Consider the following 15,342-nt stretch of genomic DNA (forward strand, 5'->3'; position numbering starts at 1 on the left):
GACCCGCACGGCCGCACCCAGGGTCTGCGCGGCGCTGCATGGTTTCCGGGCACGGGGATCCGGCGCGGCAGGCCGGTGCGGGCGGCGGCGGGTGCGTTCCACGGCGAGCGAGGTCCCGATGCGCATCGCGGTGCGGCTCCCGGGGTTCGAGGACTGGCGAGCCCAGGTGAAGTGCCAGGTCGGCTGCCCCGTCGAGACCGACGGCGGCCGCTACTGCCAGCTCGTCGCGCAGGAGCGGTACGAGGAGGGGTACCTCGTCGCCCGGGCCCCGAATCCGTTCGCGTCGGTGTGCGGCCGCGTCTGCGCGGCGCCGTGCGAGGACGCCTGCCGCCGCGGCACCATCGACGCGCCCATCACCATCCGCGCCCTGAAGCGGACCCTCACCGAGCGCTACGGCGTCGAGTCGGTCCACCCCGACGCGCAGGACCGCCTGCGCGAGGCGCTGGTGCCGGAGGGCAACCGCTACCCGGGGCACCTCCCCACCGCGCCGGCCCGCCGTCCGGCGCAGGCCGGGGGCCGCAAGGTCGCGGTGATCGGGGCCGGGCCGGCCGGGCTCTCGGCCGCGCACGATCTCGCGCTGCTCGGCCACGACGTCACGGTCCTCGAGGCCGCCGAGGAGCCGGGCGGGATGATGCGCTTCGGCATCCCCGAGTACCGGCTGCCCCGCAGCGTGATCCGCGGGGAGATCGAGAAGATCCTGGCGCTCGGCGTCACGCTGCGGACCCGCGCGCCGCTCACCGCCGATCGCGGCCTCGCGGCGCTGCGGGCCGAGGGCTTCGAGGCGTTCTTCCTCTCGGTGGGCGTGCAGAAGGGGCGCGACCTCGCCATCCCCGGCGTCGAGCTCGACGGCGTGGTGAAGGCGGCCGACTTCCTGCTGAACGCGAACCGCGGCTACCGGATGGACCTGGGCCGGCGGGTGGTGGTGATCGGCGGCGGGTTCGTGGCGTTCGACGCCGCGCGCATGGCCCTGCGCGCCGGGCGGGAGGACCGCGAGGACGACGTCCGCGCGCTGGGCGCGAGCCTCAAGGCGGAGTCGGACGCGCGCCTGGTCGAGGCGCTCGACTCGGCGCGCGCCGCGGTGCGCGGCGGCGCCGCCGAGGTGACCATCGTCTCGCTGGAGAGCTTCACCGAGATGCCGGTCCTGCGGACCGCGCAGGGGCACGAGGAGTTCCAGGAGGCGAAGAAGGAGGGGATCCGCTTCGAGCCGCGGCGCGGGCCGAAGCGGTTCGTGGGGTCCGGCCGGCTCGAGGCGGTCGAGCTGCGCGCGGTGACGCGGGTCTTCGACGACGCGGGCCGCTTCTCGCCCGCCTACGACGACCAGGACGTCGTCGCCGTCCCCGCGGACGGCTGCATCCTCGCCATCGGCCAGCGCGCCGACCTCTCCTTCCTCCGCCCCGAGGACGGGGTGGAGCTCACGCCGGCGGGGACGATCAAGGTGGACCGGGCCACGCTCGCGACCAGCGCGCCGGGCGTCTACGCCGGCGGCGACGTGGCGTTCGGTCCCCGGAACCTCATCGAGGCGATCGCGAACGGGAAGCGGGCCGCGCGCTCCATCCACGAGCACCTGTCGGGCGAGGCCGCCCGGCTCGAGGCGATCATCTCCGTCCAGAAGATCCCCACCCGCGACTACCGGATGATCGCCGGCTTCGAGCTGCTCGACCGCGAGGCGCCGCCCACGCTCGACCTGGGGCGGCGGAGCGGCATCGCCGAGGTGGAGAGCGCGTTCGCGGTGGACGAGGCCATCGCGCAGGGCGCGCGCTGCCTCATCTGCCACGTCCAGACCATCTACGACCCGGAGAAGTGCGTGCTCTGCGGGCGCTGCGTGGACGTGTGCCCGGAGTACTGCCTGGCGCTGGTGCCGCTCGAGGACGTGGACCTGCCGGACGAGGAGCGGCGGGCGCTCGCCGCGGCGGCCGAGGCCGGCGGCCTGCCGCTCTCCGCCATGATCAAGGACGACGCGCCCTGCATCCGGTGCGGGCTCTGCGCCATCCGCTGCCCGACCGACGCGATGACGATGGAACGGTTCCAGATCACGCAGCGCTACGCCCCCGCGGCCTAGCGGGGGCGCCGAGGTTCGCCATGGCCGAGCGGAAGGACCGAAGGGACTTCCTCGTGGGCGTCGGGATCGGCGCCGGGGTGGTGGCGCTGGGCGGCCAGGCCGTGGCCGCGCTGCGCTCCCTCGTGCCGAACGTGTCCTACGACGCGCCCACCACGGTGAAGCTCGGGCCGCCGGCCGAGTTCCCCGACGGGATGAAGTTCCTGCCCGAGCAGCGCCTGTTCGTGTTCCGGGAGGGAAACACCTTCCACGCCATCTCCGCGGTCTGCACGCACCTCGGGTGCACCGTGCGCGCCGAGGCGCTGCCCAGGGTGGAGACGAAGGAGGTCGGCGGGCGGCCGCTCAAGCTCACCCACCGCTTCCTCTGCCCGTGCCACGGCTCCCGCTACGAGGGGGACGGGCAGAACGTGGCCGGGCCCGCGCCGCGGCCGCTCGCCTGGTACGACCTGACGCTCGCCGCGGACGACGGGCAGCTCGTGGTGGACCTGGCGAGACCCGTCGCGCACGACTTCCGCCTGACCATCGCGTGAGGAGGCGACCGTGGCCACCCTGCCCGAACCGTCGGTGAGCACGCCCGCGCCGGCCGCCGCGCCCGGCGTCCACCACCGCCCGCTGTGGAGCCTGCGGCCCGCGTCCGACCGCGAGGCGGGCGACGCGATCGTCGCGAACTTCCTCCTCCACTGGTTCCCGGCGAAGGCGCTGCGCGCCTCGCTGGAGTGGCGGTACTCGCTCTGGCTCGGCACCATCTCGGCGGCGCTGCTCCTGCTGCTGGTGGTCTCCGGCCTGCCGCTGCTGTTCCTGCACGTGCCCTCGGTGGAGCGGGCCTACGGCTCGGTGAAGGACATCGAGTACGTGGTGACGTTCGGCTCCTGGATCCGCTCGGTCCACCGCCTGTCGGCGCACCTCATGGTGGCGGCGGTGTTCCTGCACCTGGTCCGGGTGTTCCTGACCGGCGCCTACAAGAACGGCGTCGGGCGCGGCCAGCGGCGCGAGTGGAACTGGATCCTCGGCGTGGTGATGCTGCTCGTCACGCTGTTCCTGTCCTTCACCGGCTACCTGCTGCCGTGGGACCAGCTCGCCTACTGGGCGGTGACGGTCGGCACGAACATCGCCTCGGCGGTCCCGCTCGTCGGCGAGGAGCTGCGGGAGCTGATGCTCGGCGGCCGCACCATCGACCAGCCCACGCTGATCCGCTTCTACGTGCTCCACGTCATCGTCCTGCCCGGCGCGCTGTTCGCGCTGCTCGCCTACCACATGTGGCGGATCCGCAAGGACGGCGGCCTGGCGTGCGCCGACCGCGCGGTGGCGCTGCCGGCGCCGGCGGAGGTCCCGCCCGCCGCCACCAAGACCTACACGCTCCTCGGCATCGCCCGCGGGACGCACCCGACCATCCGCGCCACCTCGGTGGAGCGGCCCGAGACCACGGTGAGCGCGGTGCCGGACCTGACCCGCCGCGCGGCCATCGTGGTCCTCGGCACCATGGCGCTGGTGAGCATCCTGGCGGTGCTGGTGCCCTCGCCGCTGGAGGAGCCCGCCAACCCGCTCGTCACGCCGAACCCGGCCAAGGCGCCCTGGTACTTCCTGTGGCTGCAGGAGCTGGTGACCGACACGACGTTCCGGATCGGCTCGTTCACGGTGAACGGCGCGTTCCTCGGCGGCGTGATCCTGCCCGGCATCCTGGTCGCGCTGATGGTCGCGTGGCCGTGGCTCGACCGGAGCCCGCCGTCGGCGGCGGGGCGCTGGTTCCCGCGGAGCCGCCGCACGCAGAACCTGGTGTTCCTCGTGATCGTGGGGGTGGTGCTCGTCCTCACCTACATCGGGCTGTTCGCGCGCGGTCCCTACTGGAACCTGTACTGGCCGTGGCAGGCCTGGCCCCAGCTCCCGACGCGGATCTGATCATGGAACAGCGCACGCCCTCGCCCTACCGTCGCCGCGACCGGCTCCTCCTCGCCGTCGTCGGCCTGTCGCTGGTCGTCTCGCTCGGCCTGTTCGCCTGGAAGGACTGGTCCCACGACTGGCGCTACTACCAGTGGGAGTTCCGGAACCAGGTGGAGGCGAAGCTCGGGGCGGAGAAGGCCCGCACCGTGCCCTCGGGCATGCTGCAGATCTGGGTGCCGGCGCTGCGGCACGCCGACCGCTGCCCGATGTGCCACCAGGCGGTCTCGTGGAAGGGCTTCGAGGACGCCGAGAACCCGTTCCGCACGCACCCGCCGGCGATCCTGGCCGCGCACCCGGCCGAGCGCTACGGCTGCACCGCGTGCCACGGCGGGCAGGGCTACGCGGTGGACGTGGAGGCGGCGCACGGGCCGGTCCGGTTCTGGGAGGAGCCGGTGCTGGGCGCGACGCTCGGCGCGGAGTACTCGCTCGCGACCGACAAGGGCGCGCTGCTGCAGATGAACTGCAACGTCTGCCACCGCTACGACCGCGAGACGAAGGGCGCGAAGGCCATCAACGACGCGAAGGCGCTGGTGGCGCAGAAGGGCTGCCGCGCCTGCCACGTGATCAACGGGCGCGGCGGCAGCATCGGCCCGGACCTCACCTTCGAGGGCGACAAGGCGCCGGAGCAGTTCGACTACACGCGCCTGCTCGGGCAGCAGACCATGTTCGCCTGGCACGTGGCGCACTTCCGCGAGCCGAAGGCGATCGTGCCCGAGACGGTGATGCCGAACTTCAACTTCTCGACCGCGCAGGTGCAGTCGCTCGCGATGCTGGTGATGTCCTGGCGCAAGGTGGAGCTGCCGTCGTCGTACCTGCGCGGCGCGCCGCGGACCGACCCGCAGACGCCGGCGGAGATCGAGGAGGAGCAGCGGATGCTGCACGGGCCGGGCGCGTGGTTCGTGAAGACCGGCTGCTTCATCTGCCACAACGTGTCCTCGCTGGGCGTGAAGAGCCCGGCGCAGATCGGCCCGGACCTCTCCATCGCGGTCGAGGACGTCCAGGCGCGCTTCGGGCGCACCCTGGACGACTTCCTGCGGGCGCCGACCGGCACGATGTCGGTGGTCCTCGCGCGCCAGATCATCCTGACGCCGGCGCAGCTCGACATGGCCATCCAGAAGGTCCGCGAGGCCTACGCCGAGCACCTGAAGCAGAAGGCGGCCGCCGGGCAGAAGGCGCCGGCGGAGCCGGCATCCGAGCAGAAGACCCCCGGGCCCGGGGCGCCCGTCCGCAAGGCACCCGCCCGCTGAACATCGACGACGGAGGCAGACATGGCCGACACGAAGCTCTGGACGAGGATCGCCGTGGCGCTCGCGGCGGCGGGGGCGCTGGCGCTCGTGGTGGGCTGCCCGCCCAGCAAGCCGAAGGGCTCGAAGCGTCCCGCCGCCGCGTCGGACATCGCGGTGGCGGCGGAGAAGACCTACGTCCCGCCCGGCGACCTCGACGAGTACTACATGTTCTCGTCCGGCGGTCACTCCGGGCAGGTCTACGTCTACGGCATCCCGTCGATGCGCCACATCACCACCATACCGGTGTTCGCGCCGTACTCGGGCACCGGCTACGGCTTCGACGACGAGTCGAAGGCCATGCTCGGCAACCTGACCTGGGGTGACGTGCACCACCCGGCGCTCTCCGAGACCGGCGGCGACTACGACGGGCGCTGGCTGTTCGTGAACGAGATGAACGGGCGCGTGGCGCGCATCGACCTGCGCGACTTCAAGACGCGGCAGATCATCGGGCCGGTGCCGAACATCTCGGGCAACCACGGGTCCACCTTCATCACGCCGAACAGCGAGTACATCCTCATGTCCTCGCGGTTCTCCATCCCCATCCCCAAGGGGAAGGCGGTGTCGATCGACCGGTACGCCAGCGAGTACAAGGGCGTCGCGGCCGGGATCAAGGTCGACCCGAAGTCCGGCCAGATGTCGCTGGGCTGGCAGGTGCTCCTGCCGCCGTTCGACTGGGACCTCGGGGACGCCGGCAAGAAGCTGTCGGAGGGCTGGTTCTTCCTCACCTGCTACAACTCCGAGCGCGCCACCGGGAAGCTCGAGGTCACCGCCTCGCAGCGCGACCGCGACTACATCGCGGCCATCGACTGGCGCCTGGCCGAGAAGGCGGCGGCGGAGGGGAAGGGCGAGCTGATCGGCGGCGTGAAGGTGCTCGATCCGAAGACCGTCCCCGGGCTCGTGTACCTGCTGCCCTGCGGGAAGTCGCCGCACGGCGTGGACGTCTCGCCCGACGGCAAGTACGTGGTCGGCTCCGGCAAGCTCCAGGGCGTCACCACCGCCTTCAACTTCGAGAAGGTCCTCACCGCCATCAAGAACAAGGACTTCGCCGGCGAGGAGGACGGCATCCCGGTCCTCAAGTACGAGTCCATCAAGGACGCGGAGGTGCCGGTGGGGCTCGGGCCGCTGCACACGCAGTTCGGGCCCGACGGGATGGCGTACACCTCGCTGTTCGTGGACAGCGCGCTCGCGAAGTGGAAGCTCGGGACCTGGGAGGTCCTGGACAAGGTCCCGATGTCCTACTCGACCGGCCACCTCGCCGCGGCCGAGGGCGACACCGTCTCGCCGGACGGGAAGTGGCTGGTGGGCCTCAACAAGCTGTCCCACGGGCGGCACCTCCCCGTCGGACCCTCGCAGCCCGAGTCCTCGCAGCTCGTGGACATCTCGGGCGACAAGATGAAGCTCGTCTACGACGCGTTCACCGAGCCCGAGCCGCACTACGCGCAGATCATCAAGGCGGACAAGCTGAAGCCGATCGAGGTCTACCCCAAGGAGGAGAACAAGCACCCGCTGGCGATCTGGGACGTGAAGGACGCGGGGGTGACGCGCAAGGGCAACGAGGTGCTGGCGAAGGTGGTGGTGGTGCGGTCCAGCATGACGCCGGCGCTCATCGAGGTGAACGAGGGCGACACGGTCAAGGTCGCGCTCACCAACATCGAGCAGACCACCGACGAGCTCCACGGCTTCGGGCTGCTCGACTACAACATCAACGTCGTCCTCGATCCCGGCGAGACCAAGACCGTCACCTTCAAGGCCGACAAGCCGGGCGTCTTCCCCTACTACTGCACGAACTTCTGCTCCGCGCTGCACCAGGAGATGCAGGGTTATCTCGTGGTGAAGCCGAAGTAGCGCCGCGCACCGGGGACCGCCATGAAGAGACTGCTCGAGCGGAGCCACGCGCTCCTCACCGCGCCGGTGGGCGCGACGCCGCGGGTGCTCGCGCTCGTGGCGGCGCTGCTCGTCGTCCCGACCTACGTCGCGCCGCTGTGGAACCTCACCATGTTCGCGCCGCAGTACGGGGACGGGCTCCGGCTGGACATCTACAGCTACAAGCTGGAGGGCGGGAACCACGGGCAGGACCTGAAGGAGATCAACCTCCTCAACCACTACATCGGCATGCACGACCTGGCGGAGGAGGACTTCCGCGAGTTCAAGTGGATGCCGTTCGTGCTGGGCGGCCTCGCGCTCGTCTTCCTCCGGGCGGCGGTGATGGGGCGGCTGCTCGACCTGCTCGACTCGCTGGTCGTGTTCACCTACGTCGGGCTCTTCTCGCTCTGGTCGTTCGGCTACAAGCTGTACAGCTACGGCCACGACCTCGCCCCCGGCGCGCCGGTGAAGGTCCCGCCCTTCATGCCGCCGATGATGGGCAGCGCCCAGCTCGCGAACTTCGAGGTGTACTCGTACCCGGGCCTCGGCTCGTACGCGCTGTTCGCGGTGGGGTTCGCGCTGGCGGCGGCGCTCGTGCTGGGCGTGCGCGGCACGCGGCGGCGCGTCGTGGCCCTGCCGGTCCCGGCCGGCGGGCCCTGAGGCGATGGACGCCGTCGCGCCGCTCCTCGCCGTCCTCCTCGCCCAGGGCGACATGGCGGCCATCCCCGCCGGCAACCTGGAGGGGCGGCCGCCGCCCGGCGAGAGGTCGCCGCTGCAGGCCAGGGTGGACGCGGCGGCGCCGGGCGAGCGGATCGAGGTGGGCCCCGGCACGTACGAGGGCGACCTCTACCTCGACCGCCCGGTCCACCTCGCCGGGCGCGGCCGCCCGCGGCTGGTGGGCTCGGGCCGGGGCAGCGTGGTCCGCGTCCGGGCGCCCGGGGTGGTGGTGGAGGGCTTCGACGTCGACGGGCGCGAGGGCGGCGACCTGGGCCGCGACTCGGCCGGCGTCCACGTCGCGGCCCGCGACGCGGTGATCCGCGACTGCCGCATCGAGCGCGCGCTGTTCGGGATCTACCTGCGCGAGGCGCACGGCGCGCGCATCGAGGGGAACGTGGTGACGGGGATCCGCTCGAAGGAGCCGGGCGAGAAGGGCTCCGGCATCCACGTCTGGAACACCGACGGGTTCACGCTCGAGCGCAACGAGATCCGCGACGCCCGCGACGGCTTCTACATCCAGTCCTCCCCGCACGGCGTCATCCGCGGCAACGTCGCGCGCGAGCTCCGGTACGCGCTGCACTACATGTTCTCGGACGACAACGTCTTCGAGGACAACCTGTTCGAGCGCTCGGACGCCGGCGCCGTGCTCATGTACTCGCGCCGCATCGCGTTCCGCCGCAACCGCTTCCTGCACAACCGCGGCTTCGCCTCGGTGGGGCTCCTCTACAAGGCCTGCGACGACGTGATCGCCGAGGACAACCTCATCGCCGACAACGCCCGCGGCGTGTTCCTGGAGGGCTCGTACCGGGACCTCTTCCGCCGCAACGTGATCGCCGAGTCCGACGCCGCCATCGTGCTGTACGACTCCTGCGGCGGCGTCCGCTTCGAGGGCAACGCGTTCGTCGGCAACCTCACCACGCTCGACCTCGTGGGCCGGCGCACCGACACCGGGTTCGACGGCAACTACTGGTCGGACGACCGCGGGCTCGACCTCGACGGCGACGGGAGGAACGACGCGCCGCACGTCCTCGGGAGCCTGTTCGATCACCTGCGCGGGAACCTCTCCGCCGCGGACCTGCTCGCGCAGAGCGTCGCCGCCTCGGCGCTGGCCGCCGCGGAGCGCAGCTTCCCGGTGCTGGCCCGGATCCAGGCGGTCGACCACGCCCCGCTGGCGCGGGCGCCCGTGCTGCCGGCGGTGCCGGTGGCGCGCCCGGAGGACGGCGGCGCGTCGGCAGCGGGCGTGGCGGGCTCGGCCGGCGCGGTGGCGCTCGGCCTGGCGGTGCTCGCGCTGGGCGGGCGGGCCGCGCGACGGGGGCGCTCGTGATCCGGTTCGAGGCGCTCACCAAGCGGTACGGGAGCCACCGCGCCGTCGAGGCGCTCTCGCTCGAGCTCGCCGCGGGGGAGGTGGTGGCGCTGCTCGGGCCGAACGGCTCGGGCAAGACCACCTCGCTGAAGGTGGCGGCGGGGCTGGTGCTGCCCACCTCGGGCCGGGTGCTCGCCGGCGAGCCTCCCGCCAGCACGCGCGACCCGGCCGCGCGGCGCGCCCTGTCGTTCCTGCCGCAGCGGGTGAGCTTCCCGGAGTCGCTCACCGGCCGCGAGGTGCTCGAGTTCTACCGGCGCCTGCGCGGCGCGCCCCCCGGCGCCGCGGCGCAGGCGCTCCGCGCGGCCTCGCTGGACGGCGCGGCGGAGCGGGCGGTGGGGACGTACTCGGGCGGCATGACCCAGCGGCTCGGGCTGGCGGTGGCGGCCCTGCCCGACGCGCGGGCCTACCTGCTCGACGAGCCCACCTCGGCGCTGGACGCCGAAGGGCTGGCGGCGTTCTACGCGCTGGTCGAGCGCTGGCGCGGCGAGGGGCGGACGGTGCTGTTCAGCTCGCACCAGCTCGGCGACGCCGAGCGGCTCGCGGACCGGATCGCGATCCTGGTGGACGGGCGGCTCGTCGCGGCGCTCGGCCAGCGCGAGCTGGCGGACCGCCTGGCCGCGCGCGGGCGCATGCGCCTGCGGCTCGACGCCTGCCCCGCCGGGCTGGCCGAGCGGCTGGCCGCGCTCGCCCCCGGGGCGCGCTGGACCGGCGAGGAGCTGGTGATCCCGGGGCCGCCCGCGCTCCGCGCGCAGGCTCTGGAGCTGGCGCGCGCCGCGGGCGCGGAGATCCGCAGCCTCAGCGCCGAGGACGGGCGCCTGGAGCCGCTGTACCGCGAGCTGGTGGAGGGTTCCGCATGAGGGCACGAGTTTCCGCGCGGCTCGCCGCGCTCGTGGTCGCCGCGGCCTGCGCCGCCGGCTGCCAGCGCGGCACGCCGGCGCCGGCCCGGCTCGATCCCCGCAACGACGCCTGCGCCCACTGCCGCATGATGGTGTCGGATCCGCCGTTCGCCGCCCAGCTCGTCGCGCCGGGCGAGGAGCCGCGCTTCTTCGACGACCTCGGGTGCCTGCGCGACTACCTGCGCGAGCACCCGCGGCTGCCGCGGGGGGCGGTGGCGTACGTCGCCGATCACCGGACCTCGGCCTGGGTGCGCGCCGAGGCGGCGACGGTCTCGCGCGTGCCCGGGCTCCGCACGCCCATGGGCTCGGAGCTGATCGCGCACGCGGACGCCGCGTCGCGCGACGCCGACCCCGCCGCCAGGGGTGCCGTCCCGGTGCCGGCCGCGGAGCTCCTCGGCGCGGCACCGTCGGCGGAGCGTCGATGAGCCTCGGCCGGTCGCCCTTGCTCCTCGTGGCGCGCCAGGAGCTGCTGCTCGCGGCGCGCTCGCGCTGGGTGCAGATCTTCGCGGCCGTGTTCGCCGTGCTCTCGCTCGGCGTGGCCGGGTCCGGCTACGTCCTCTCCGGCGGGCACGGGTTCCAGGACTTCGCCCGGACCAGCGCGTCGCTGGTGGAGCTGGTGGCGCTGGTGGTCCCGCTGGCGGCGCTGCTCATGGGCGTCCTCGCGCTCGCGCCGGAGCGCGGCACCGCGGAGCTGCTGTACGCCCAGCCGGTGTCGCGCCGGACCATCTTGCTCGGCCAGCTGCTCGGCCTGTTCGCGGCGCTCTCCGCCGCCGAGCTGGTCGGGTTCGGCGCCGCCGGCGTGGTGGTGTTCTCGCAGGCCGGCGAGGAGGGTGGGGGAGGGTACGCGCTGCTCGTGCTCGGCGCGGCCCTGCTCACCGCGGCGTTCCTCGCCATCGCCGCGCTGATCGCGGCCGGCGCGGTGGGCCGCCGGCGCGTGCGGGCGCTCGCCGTGGCCGTGGTGGTGTGGTTCGCGGCCGTGGTCCTGCTCGACGTGGCCGCGCTCGGCGTGGCGTCGCTGCTGCCCTCCGGGACCGCCTCGCGCCTGCTCGTGGTCGCGGTGATCGCGAACCCCGTCGGCGCGGTGCGGACCGGCGCGCTCCTCGCCGTCGAGGGCACCGCGGCGTTCGGCGCGGCGTCGCTCGCGTTCCTGCGGTTCACCGGTGGTCCCGCCGGCGCCGCGGTCGCGCTCGCGTCGTCGCTCGCGCTCTGGATCGTGGTGCCGGCCGCGCTGGCGGCGCGCCGGATCGGGCGGGTGGATCTGTAAGGGACTGTCGGAGCCTCCGGGCCGCCAGGGCGCTGGTGCGCGCCCGCGTCCCGCGCCAGAATCGCCCGATGCGCCGCACCCCCCTCGCCGCCCTCTCCGCCGCCGCGCTGGCCGCGCTCGCCGGCTGCCGCACCGCCGGCCCCGTCGCCCCTGCCGCGCCGTTCCCGTCCGCGCCCGCCCCAGCGCCCGCGGTCCCCCCGCCGCCCGCCCCCGTGCGCGAGCCCAGGATCGCGCTCGTCCTCGGCGGCGGCGCCGCCCGCGGCTTCGCCCACATCGGCGTGATCCGGGTGCTCGAGCAGGAGCGGATCCCCGTGGACCTCGTGGTCGGGACCAGCGTCGGCAGCCTCATCGGCGCGCTGTACGCGAGCGAGAAGGACTCGTTCGATCTCGAGTGGACCGCGTTCCAGCTCCAGCAGGACGACCTGTTCGACTTCCGGCTCGTGAACGCGGTGATGGGCATGGGCTACGCCAAGGGCGAGAAGCTCGACGCGTTCGTGCGGGCGAAGGTGAAGCAGCCCAGCATCGAGCAGCTGAAGGTGCCGTTCGCGGCCGTGGCGACGGACCTGAACTGGGGCACGCGGGTGGTGATCGACCGCGGTCCCGTCGCGCCCGCCGTCCGCGCGTCGTCGGCCATCCCCGGCATCTTCGAGCCCGTCGGCCACATGGGGAAGCTGCTCGTGGACGGCGGCGTGGTGGACAACATCCCCATCGACGTGGCCCGCGAGAAGGGCGCCGAGGTGGTGATCGCCGTGGACATCTCCGAGGACGTCGGGAACACCAGCATCCGCAACGCGCTCGACGTGATCCTCCAGGCCACCAACATCATGTTCGCGGAGAACGTGGCGCACCGGAAGCAGGGCGCCGACGTGCTGGTCCAGCCCGACGTGCGCGGCGTCGGCATGCTCGACTTCACGCAGAAGAAGCGCTGCGTCCAGTCCGGCATCGACGCGGCGCGCGCCGCCATGCCCCGCGTGCGCGCCGCGATCGAGGCGTGGAAGGCGAAGCAGGCCGCCCAGCGCCCCCGGGCGTGAGCAAGCCGGACCCAGCAAACCGGACCCGGAGCGAGGCGGGGATCAGGGCGGCGGGCGGGAACGCGACCGCCCGAGCTGGACCCGAGGGCGCGCCCCTCACGCCGACCCGCGGCGACGCCGCGGAGCGTAGCCGTCCATCAACCCATCGCCGAGGACCCGCCGCGCCTCCTCGAGGTTGTGACCCCGGCAACGGATCCTGAGGTTGCCCGCCGTGGAGACCCCGCCGCGCGCCCGCGGCACGACGTGGTCGAGCTCGAGCCGGCGCGTCGAGCCGCACACCTCGCCGGACGGCAGCACGAAGGTGCACCGCCCGCCATCCCGCTCCCAGACCTCGCGGCGCACGTGGGCGGGAATGTGGTCCGGCTTGGAGGGCCGTGGAGTCTGCTGCGGCCGAGCCGTGAGCCCCTTGCGCCGGTTGCGGTCGGCGAGGAGCACGTCGAGCGCCGCCTCGAGGACGTCCTCGCGGGTGGCGCCGGGCATGGCGTGAGACAGCGCATCGCGTGCCGCGTCGAGCTTCGCCAGAAACGCCTTCGAGACGGTGAGGTGCATGCGGGCCGAATCGCCCCCGAGCCAGTCCACGGAGCTCGGCCTGGCGGCGGGGCTCACCGCTCGCAGCTCGACAGGCTCACTGCGAGCGGGGGGAGGCGGCGCCGCTTCATGCGCATGAAACAGGAGGACCCGGTCGGGTGCATTCAGTTCGGGCGCCCGAACTGAAGCCGGAACCGCGCTTGCCGTCGTCTCCGCCGGCGCCGAAACCGCCGCCCTGATGGGCACGATGACCTCGCGGCGCGGCGGGTTCTCGACAGGACGGATGGAGACCGCAACCGCCGCCGCGTCCCGGCTCGACAGCCCGAAGAACCGCGGCAGGACCTCGGCGCAGTTCTCGGCGGTCACCACCTTTGCCAGCTCGCAGACCGAGGAGAGGCACAGCTTCCCGTCGCGGAGCGCCTCCTCGACCGCCGGGTACCGCCGGATGAGCTCCGCCGCCGTCTTGCGGTACTGCGCTGCGCCCGCCGAGAGCCCCAGCTCGCGCCGCAGGAACGAGAACAGCGAGGTGTGCCCGCGCTCCCGGTACAGCCCGCGCCGATCGAACTCCGAGAGCGCGACGAGAAAGTCGGCCATGGAGTGGCGCTCGGAACGGAGGAGGGCGGCGAGACGGTTCGTGAACTCGAGTGCGGTGTCCATGCACGAAGCATCGCACGCGATATTCGCTCACCGTAAAACGCACGAGGATGCCCCAGGAGGCGAGAACGCGGGCACGGTGCCGCGACCCCCCGGCTCGCCTTCCAGCGCCGCAGCGCCGCGCCGCGAGCGCGCGAGAGGCCTGCGATGACGCGTCGCCGACAGCGAACGCGCGGTCGGCCGTGAACCCCGTCAAGCATTCACTGATAGACAAACGGGTGCAGCATCACTCCACGCCCACGGCCGCGCCTTCGGCTTCACGCGCCCCCCGCGCCCCGCGTCCCACCCTCAGGCCTCTCGCAAGCCGATCCCGCAACCAGCGGTTCCGGCCCACGGCCCCGTCCCGAACCCCGCTGCGCCGTCGTAGCCCGGCTCTCGCAGGCGCCCCCCCGCGCCCCGCGTCCCACCCTCAGGCCTCTCGCAAGCCGATTCCGCAACGACCGGTCCCGGCCAACAGCCCCGCCCCCGACCGCCGCTGCCCCCTCAGAAGCCAAACAACCGACCGCGCCGCCCCCACCAACCAGCCCGCTCCCCAAGCGCCAGCGAAGGCCCCTAATCCAACCCCCGCTCCCAGAGCTCCTCCTCGTCCAGCCCGAGGAAGTGCCCGACCTCGTGCACCAGCGTCACCCCGATCTCCTCGACGAGCTCCTCGCGGCTCCGCGCGAACCGCTCCAGGTTCCTCTGGTAGAGCACGATCGACGACGGGAAGTGGCTCCACGGATCCATCGACGCCTTCTGCCCCCACGGCGCGCCGCGGAACAGCCCCAGGATCGCCGGCGAGAGCGGCGGCTCGGAGCCGCGCAGGTCGTCGTCCTGCGGCAGGTCCTCGACGGTGATGGCGACGTTCGACAGGTACCGCCGCACCGGCTCGGGCAGCCGCTCCAGCGCCGCCTCCACCGCGGCGTCGAACGCCTCGTGCGTGAGCGAGACCGGCTCCGGGAACTCCTCCGGCGCGAGCTTGCGCGCCCGCGCGAACCGGCGCGCCGCCTCGGCCGCGTCGCCCAGCCGCTCGGCCACCAGCCCGAGCTGGTGGTGCACCCACGGATCCTTCCGGTCGAGCGCCTCGGCCCGGAGCAGCACCGCGCGCGCGTCGTCGAGGCGCGACAGCTCGTACAGCGCGAACGCCTGCTCGAGCAGGATCTCCACCCGGTCCGGCGCGGTCCGCGCGGCCTCCTCCAGCCGGACCAGCGCCTCGTCCGCGCGGCCGAGCTGGTCGAGCGCCGCGCCCTCGAGGTAGGCGAGGTCGGCGGCGAGGTCCGGGTCGTCGAGCTTCCGGGCGGCCCGCGACCCCCGCCGCGCCAGCTCCAGCGCGCGCTCGGCCCGCTCGCGCGCGGTGTCCTCGTCGGCGAGCACGTTCAGGTGGAAGTCGGCCGCGCCCGCGAGCAGCTCGGGGTCGTCCCGCCCGCGCTCCAGCGCGCGCTCGTACGCGTCGGCCGCGTCGTCGAGCCGGTCGAGCGCGGCGAGCGCGGCGGCGCGCAGGTGCAGCGCCGGGACCGACCGGGGCGCGCGGGCCACCGCCTCCTCGGCGCGGGCGAGCGCCTCCTCGGGCTCGCCCTCCTCGAGCGCGGCGGCGGCGTCGTCGAGGAGATCGTCCAGCGCGTCGGGACCGGGCATGCGTCGCGAGTAGCGGGGCGGGCGGCCGGTGTCAAACGCGCGCGCCCCCGGGGGAGGGGCGCGGGCCGGGCTCGGTCGCGCGGGCTTCACGGACGGCGCGGATCCGGCGGGCCGTCCACGGACCCGCGAGGT

General features: G+C 73.7%; 13 protein-coding genes. 11 read left to right on the forward strand and 2 right to left on the reverse strand.

Annotation, left to right across the window (positions count from 1 at the left end):
* The first annotated feature begins 118 nt into the window (after positions 1–118).
* The 11 genes from ANAEK_RS07305 (at position 119) to ANAEK_RS07355 (ending at position 12,414) form a co-directional block, all read left to right on the forward strand.
* Positions 119–2,059, forward strand: a complete 1,941-nt coding sequence (locus tag ANAEK_RS07305; protein ID WP_012525508.1) for an FAD-dependent oxidoreductase — start codon at positions 119–121, stop codon at positions 2,057–2,059.
* Positions 2,060–2,079: 20 nt separating this feature from the next.
* Positions 2,080–2,586 (forward strand): ubiquinol-cytochrome c reductase iron-sulfur subunit, encoded by a 507-nt coding sequence (locus tag ANAEK_RS07310; RefSeq protein WP_012525509.1) that lies wholly within the window; start codon positions 2,080–2,082, stop codon positions 2,584–2,586.
* A gap of 10 nt (positions 2,587–2,596) precedes the next feature.
* The gene (locus ANAEK_RS07315; protein WP_012525510.1) at positions 2,597–3,952 is read left to right on the forward strand and encodes a cytochrome b N-terminal domain-containing protein; all 1,356 of its coding nucleotides are present in this window, start codon (positions 2,597–2,599) and stop codon (positions 3,950–3,952) included.
* 2 nt (positions 3,953–3,954) lie between these two features.
* Complete coding sequence (locus ANAEK_RS07320; protein WP_012525511.1) at positions 3,955–5,241, forward strand: c-type cytochrome; 1,287 nt, start codon at positions 3,955–3,957, stop codon at positions 5,239–5,241.
* A 21-nt stretch (positions 5,242–5,262) separates the two neighbouring features.
* Positions 5,263–7,125, forward strand: a complete 1,863-nt coding sequence (gene nosZ / locus ANAEK_RS07325; RefSeq protein WP_012525512.1) for a Sec-dependent nitrous-oxide reductase — start codon at positions 5,263–5,265, stop codon at positions 7,123–7,125.
* Positions 7,126–7,146: 21 nt separating this feature from the next.
* Entirely contained in the window at positions 7,147–7,803 is a 657-nt protein-coding gene (locus tag ANAEK_RS07330) for a hypothetical protein (RefSeq protein WP_012525513.1), read from the forward strand.
* Between the two features lie 4 nt (positions 7,804–7,807).
* The gene (locus ANAEK_RS07335) at positions 7,808–9,184 is read left to right on the forward strand and encodes a nitrous oxide reductase family maturation protein NosD (RefSeq protein WP_012525514.1); all 1,377 of its coding nucleotides are present in this window, start codon (positions 7,808–7,810) and stop codon (positions 9,182–9,184) included.
* Positions 9,181–10,080, forward strand: coding sequence for an ABC transporter ATP-binding protein (locus ANAEK_RS07340; RefSeq protein ID WP_012525515.1), 900 nt, complete (start codon positions 9,181–9,183; stop codon positions 10,078–10,080). The genes ANAEK_RS07335 and ANAEK_RS07340 overlap by 4 nt, the downstream gene beginning before the upstream one ends.
* Positions 10,077–10,544 (forward strand): nitrous oxide reductase accessory protein NosL, encoded by a 468-nt coding sequence (locus ANAEK_RS07345; RefSeq protein ID WP_012525516.1) that lies wholly within the window; start codon positions 10,077–10,079, stop codon positions 10,542–10,544. The genes ANAEK_RS07340 and ANAEK_RS07345 overlap by 4 nt, the downstream gene beginning before the upstream one ends.
* Positions 10,541–11,383 carry an ABC transporter permease gene (locus ANAEK_RS07350; RefSeq protein WP_012525517.1) on the forward strand — a complete coding sequence of 281 codons (843 nt, stop codon included), beginning with the start codon at positions 10,541–10,543 and terminating at the stop codon, positions 11,381–11,383. Before ANAEK_RS07345 ends, ANAEK_RS07350 begins: the two co-directional genes overlap by 4 nt.
* 68 nt (positions 11,384–11,451) lie before the next feature.
* A complete protein-coding gene (locus ANAEK_RS07355) occupies positions 11,452–12,414 on the forward strand; it encodes a patatin-like phospholipase family protein (protein ID WP_012525518.1) in 963 nt (320 codons plus the stop codon).
* Between the two features lie 96 nt (positions 12,415–12,510).
* On the opposite strand, the gene ANAEK_RS07360 is transcribed toward ANAEK_RS07355, so the two are convergent.
* Positions 12,511–13,599, reverse strand: coding sequence for an HNH endonuclease (locus tag ANAEK_RS07360; RefSeq protein WP_012525519.1), 1,089 nt, complete (start codon positions 13,597–13,599; stop codon positions 12,511–12,513).
* A gap of 549 nt (positions 13,600–14,148) precedes the next feature.
* Positions 14,149–15,210 carry a metallopeptidase family protein gene (locus ANAEK_RS07365; RefSeq protein WP_012525520.1) on the reverse strand — a complete coding sequence of 354 codons (1,062 nt, stop codon included), beginning with the start codon at positions 15,208–15,210 and terminating at the stop codon, positions 14,149–14,151.
* Positions 15,211–15,342: the final 132 nt, after the last annotated feature.

The organism is Anaeromyxobacter sp. K (assembly GCF_000020805.1).
Classification (GTDB): domain Bacteria; phylum Myxococcota; class Myxococcia; order Myxococcales; family Anaeromyxobacteraceae; genus Anaeromyxobacter; species Anaeromyxobacter dehalogenans.

Bases quoted from the DNA above. Each gene is read 5' to 3' on its own strand.
- ANAEK_RS07305 (WP_012525508.1), top strand. From the start codon at position 119: ATGCGCATCGCGGTGCGGCTCCCGGGGTTCGAGGACTGGCGAGCCCAG.
- ANAEK_RS07310 (WP_012525509.1), top strand. From the start codon at position 2,080: ATGGCCGAGCGGAAGGACCGAAGGGACTTCCTCGTGGGCGTCGGGATC.
- ANAEK_RS07320 (WP_012525511.1), top strand. From the start codon at position 3,955: ATGGAACAGCGCACGCCCTCGCCCTACCGTCGCCGCGACCGGCTCCTC.
- nosZ (WP_012525512.1), top strand. From the start codon at position 5,263: ATGGCCGACACGAAGCTCTGGACGAGGATCGCCGTGGCGCTCGCGGCG.
- ANAEK_RS07330 (WP_012525513.1), top strand. From the start codon at position 7,147: ATGAAGAGACTGCTCGAGCGGAGCCACGCGCTCCTCACCGCGCCGGTG.
- ANAEK_RS07335 (WP_012525514.1), top strand. From the start codon at position 7,808: ATGGACGCCGTCGCGCCGCTCCTCGCCGTCCTCCTCGCCCAGGGCGAC.
- ANAEK_RS07345 (WP_012525516.1), top strand. From the start codon at position 10,077: ATGAGGGCACGAGTTTCCGCGCGGCTCGCCGCGCTCGTGGTCGCCGCG.
- ANAEK_RS07350 (WP_012525517.1), top strand. From the start codon at position 10,541: ATGAGCCTCGGCCGGTCGCCCTTGCTCCTCGTGGCGCGCCAGGAGCTG.
- ANAEK_RS07355 (WP_012525518.1), top strand. From the start codon at position 11,452: ATGCGCCGCACCCCCCTCGCCGCCCTCTCCGCCGCCGCGCTGGCCGCG.
- ANAEK_RS07360 (WP_012525519.1), bottom strand. From the start codon at position 13,599: ATGGACACCGCACTCGAGTTCACGAACCGTCTCGCCGCCCTCCTCCGT.
- ANAEK_RS07365 (WP_012525520.1), bottom strand. From the start codon at position 15,210: ATGCCCGGTCCCGACGCGCTGGACGATCTCCTCGACGACGCCGCCGCC.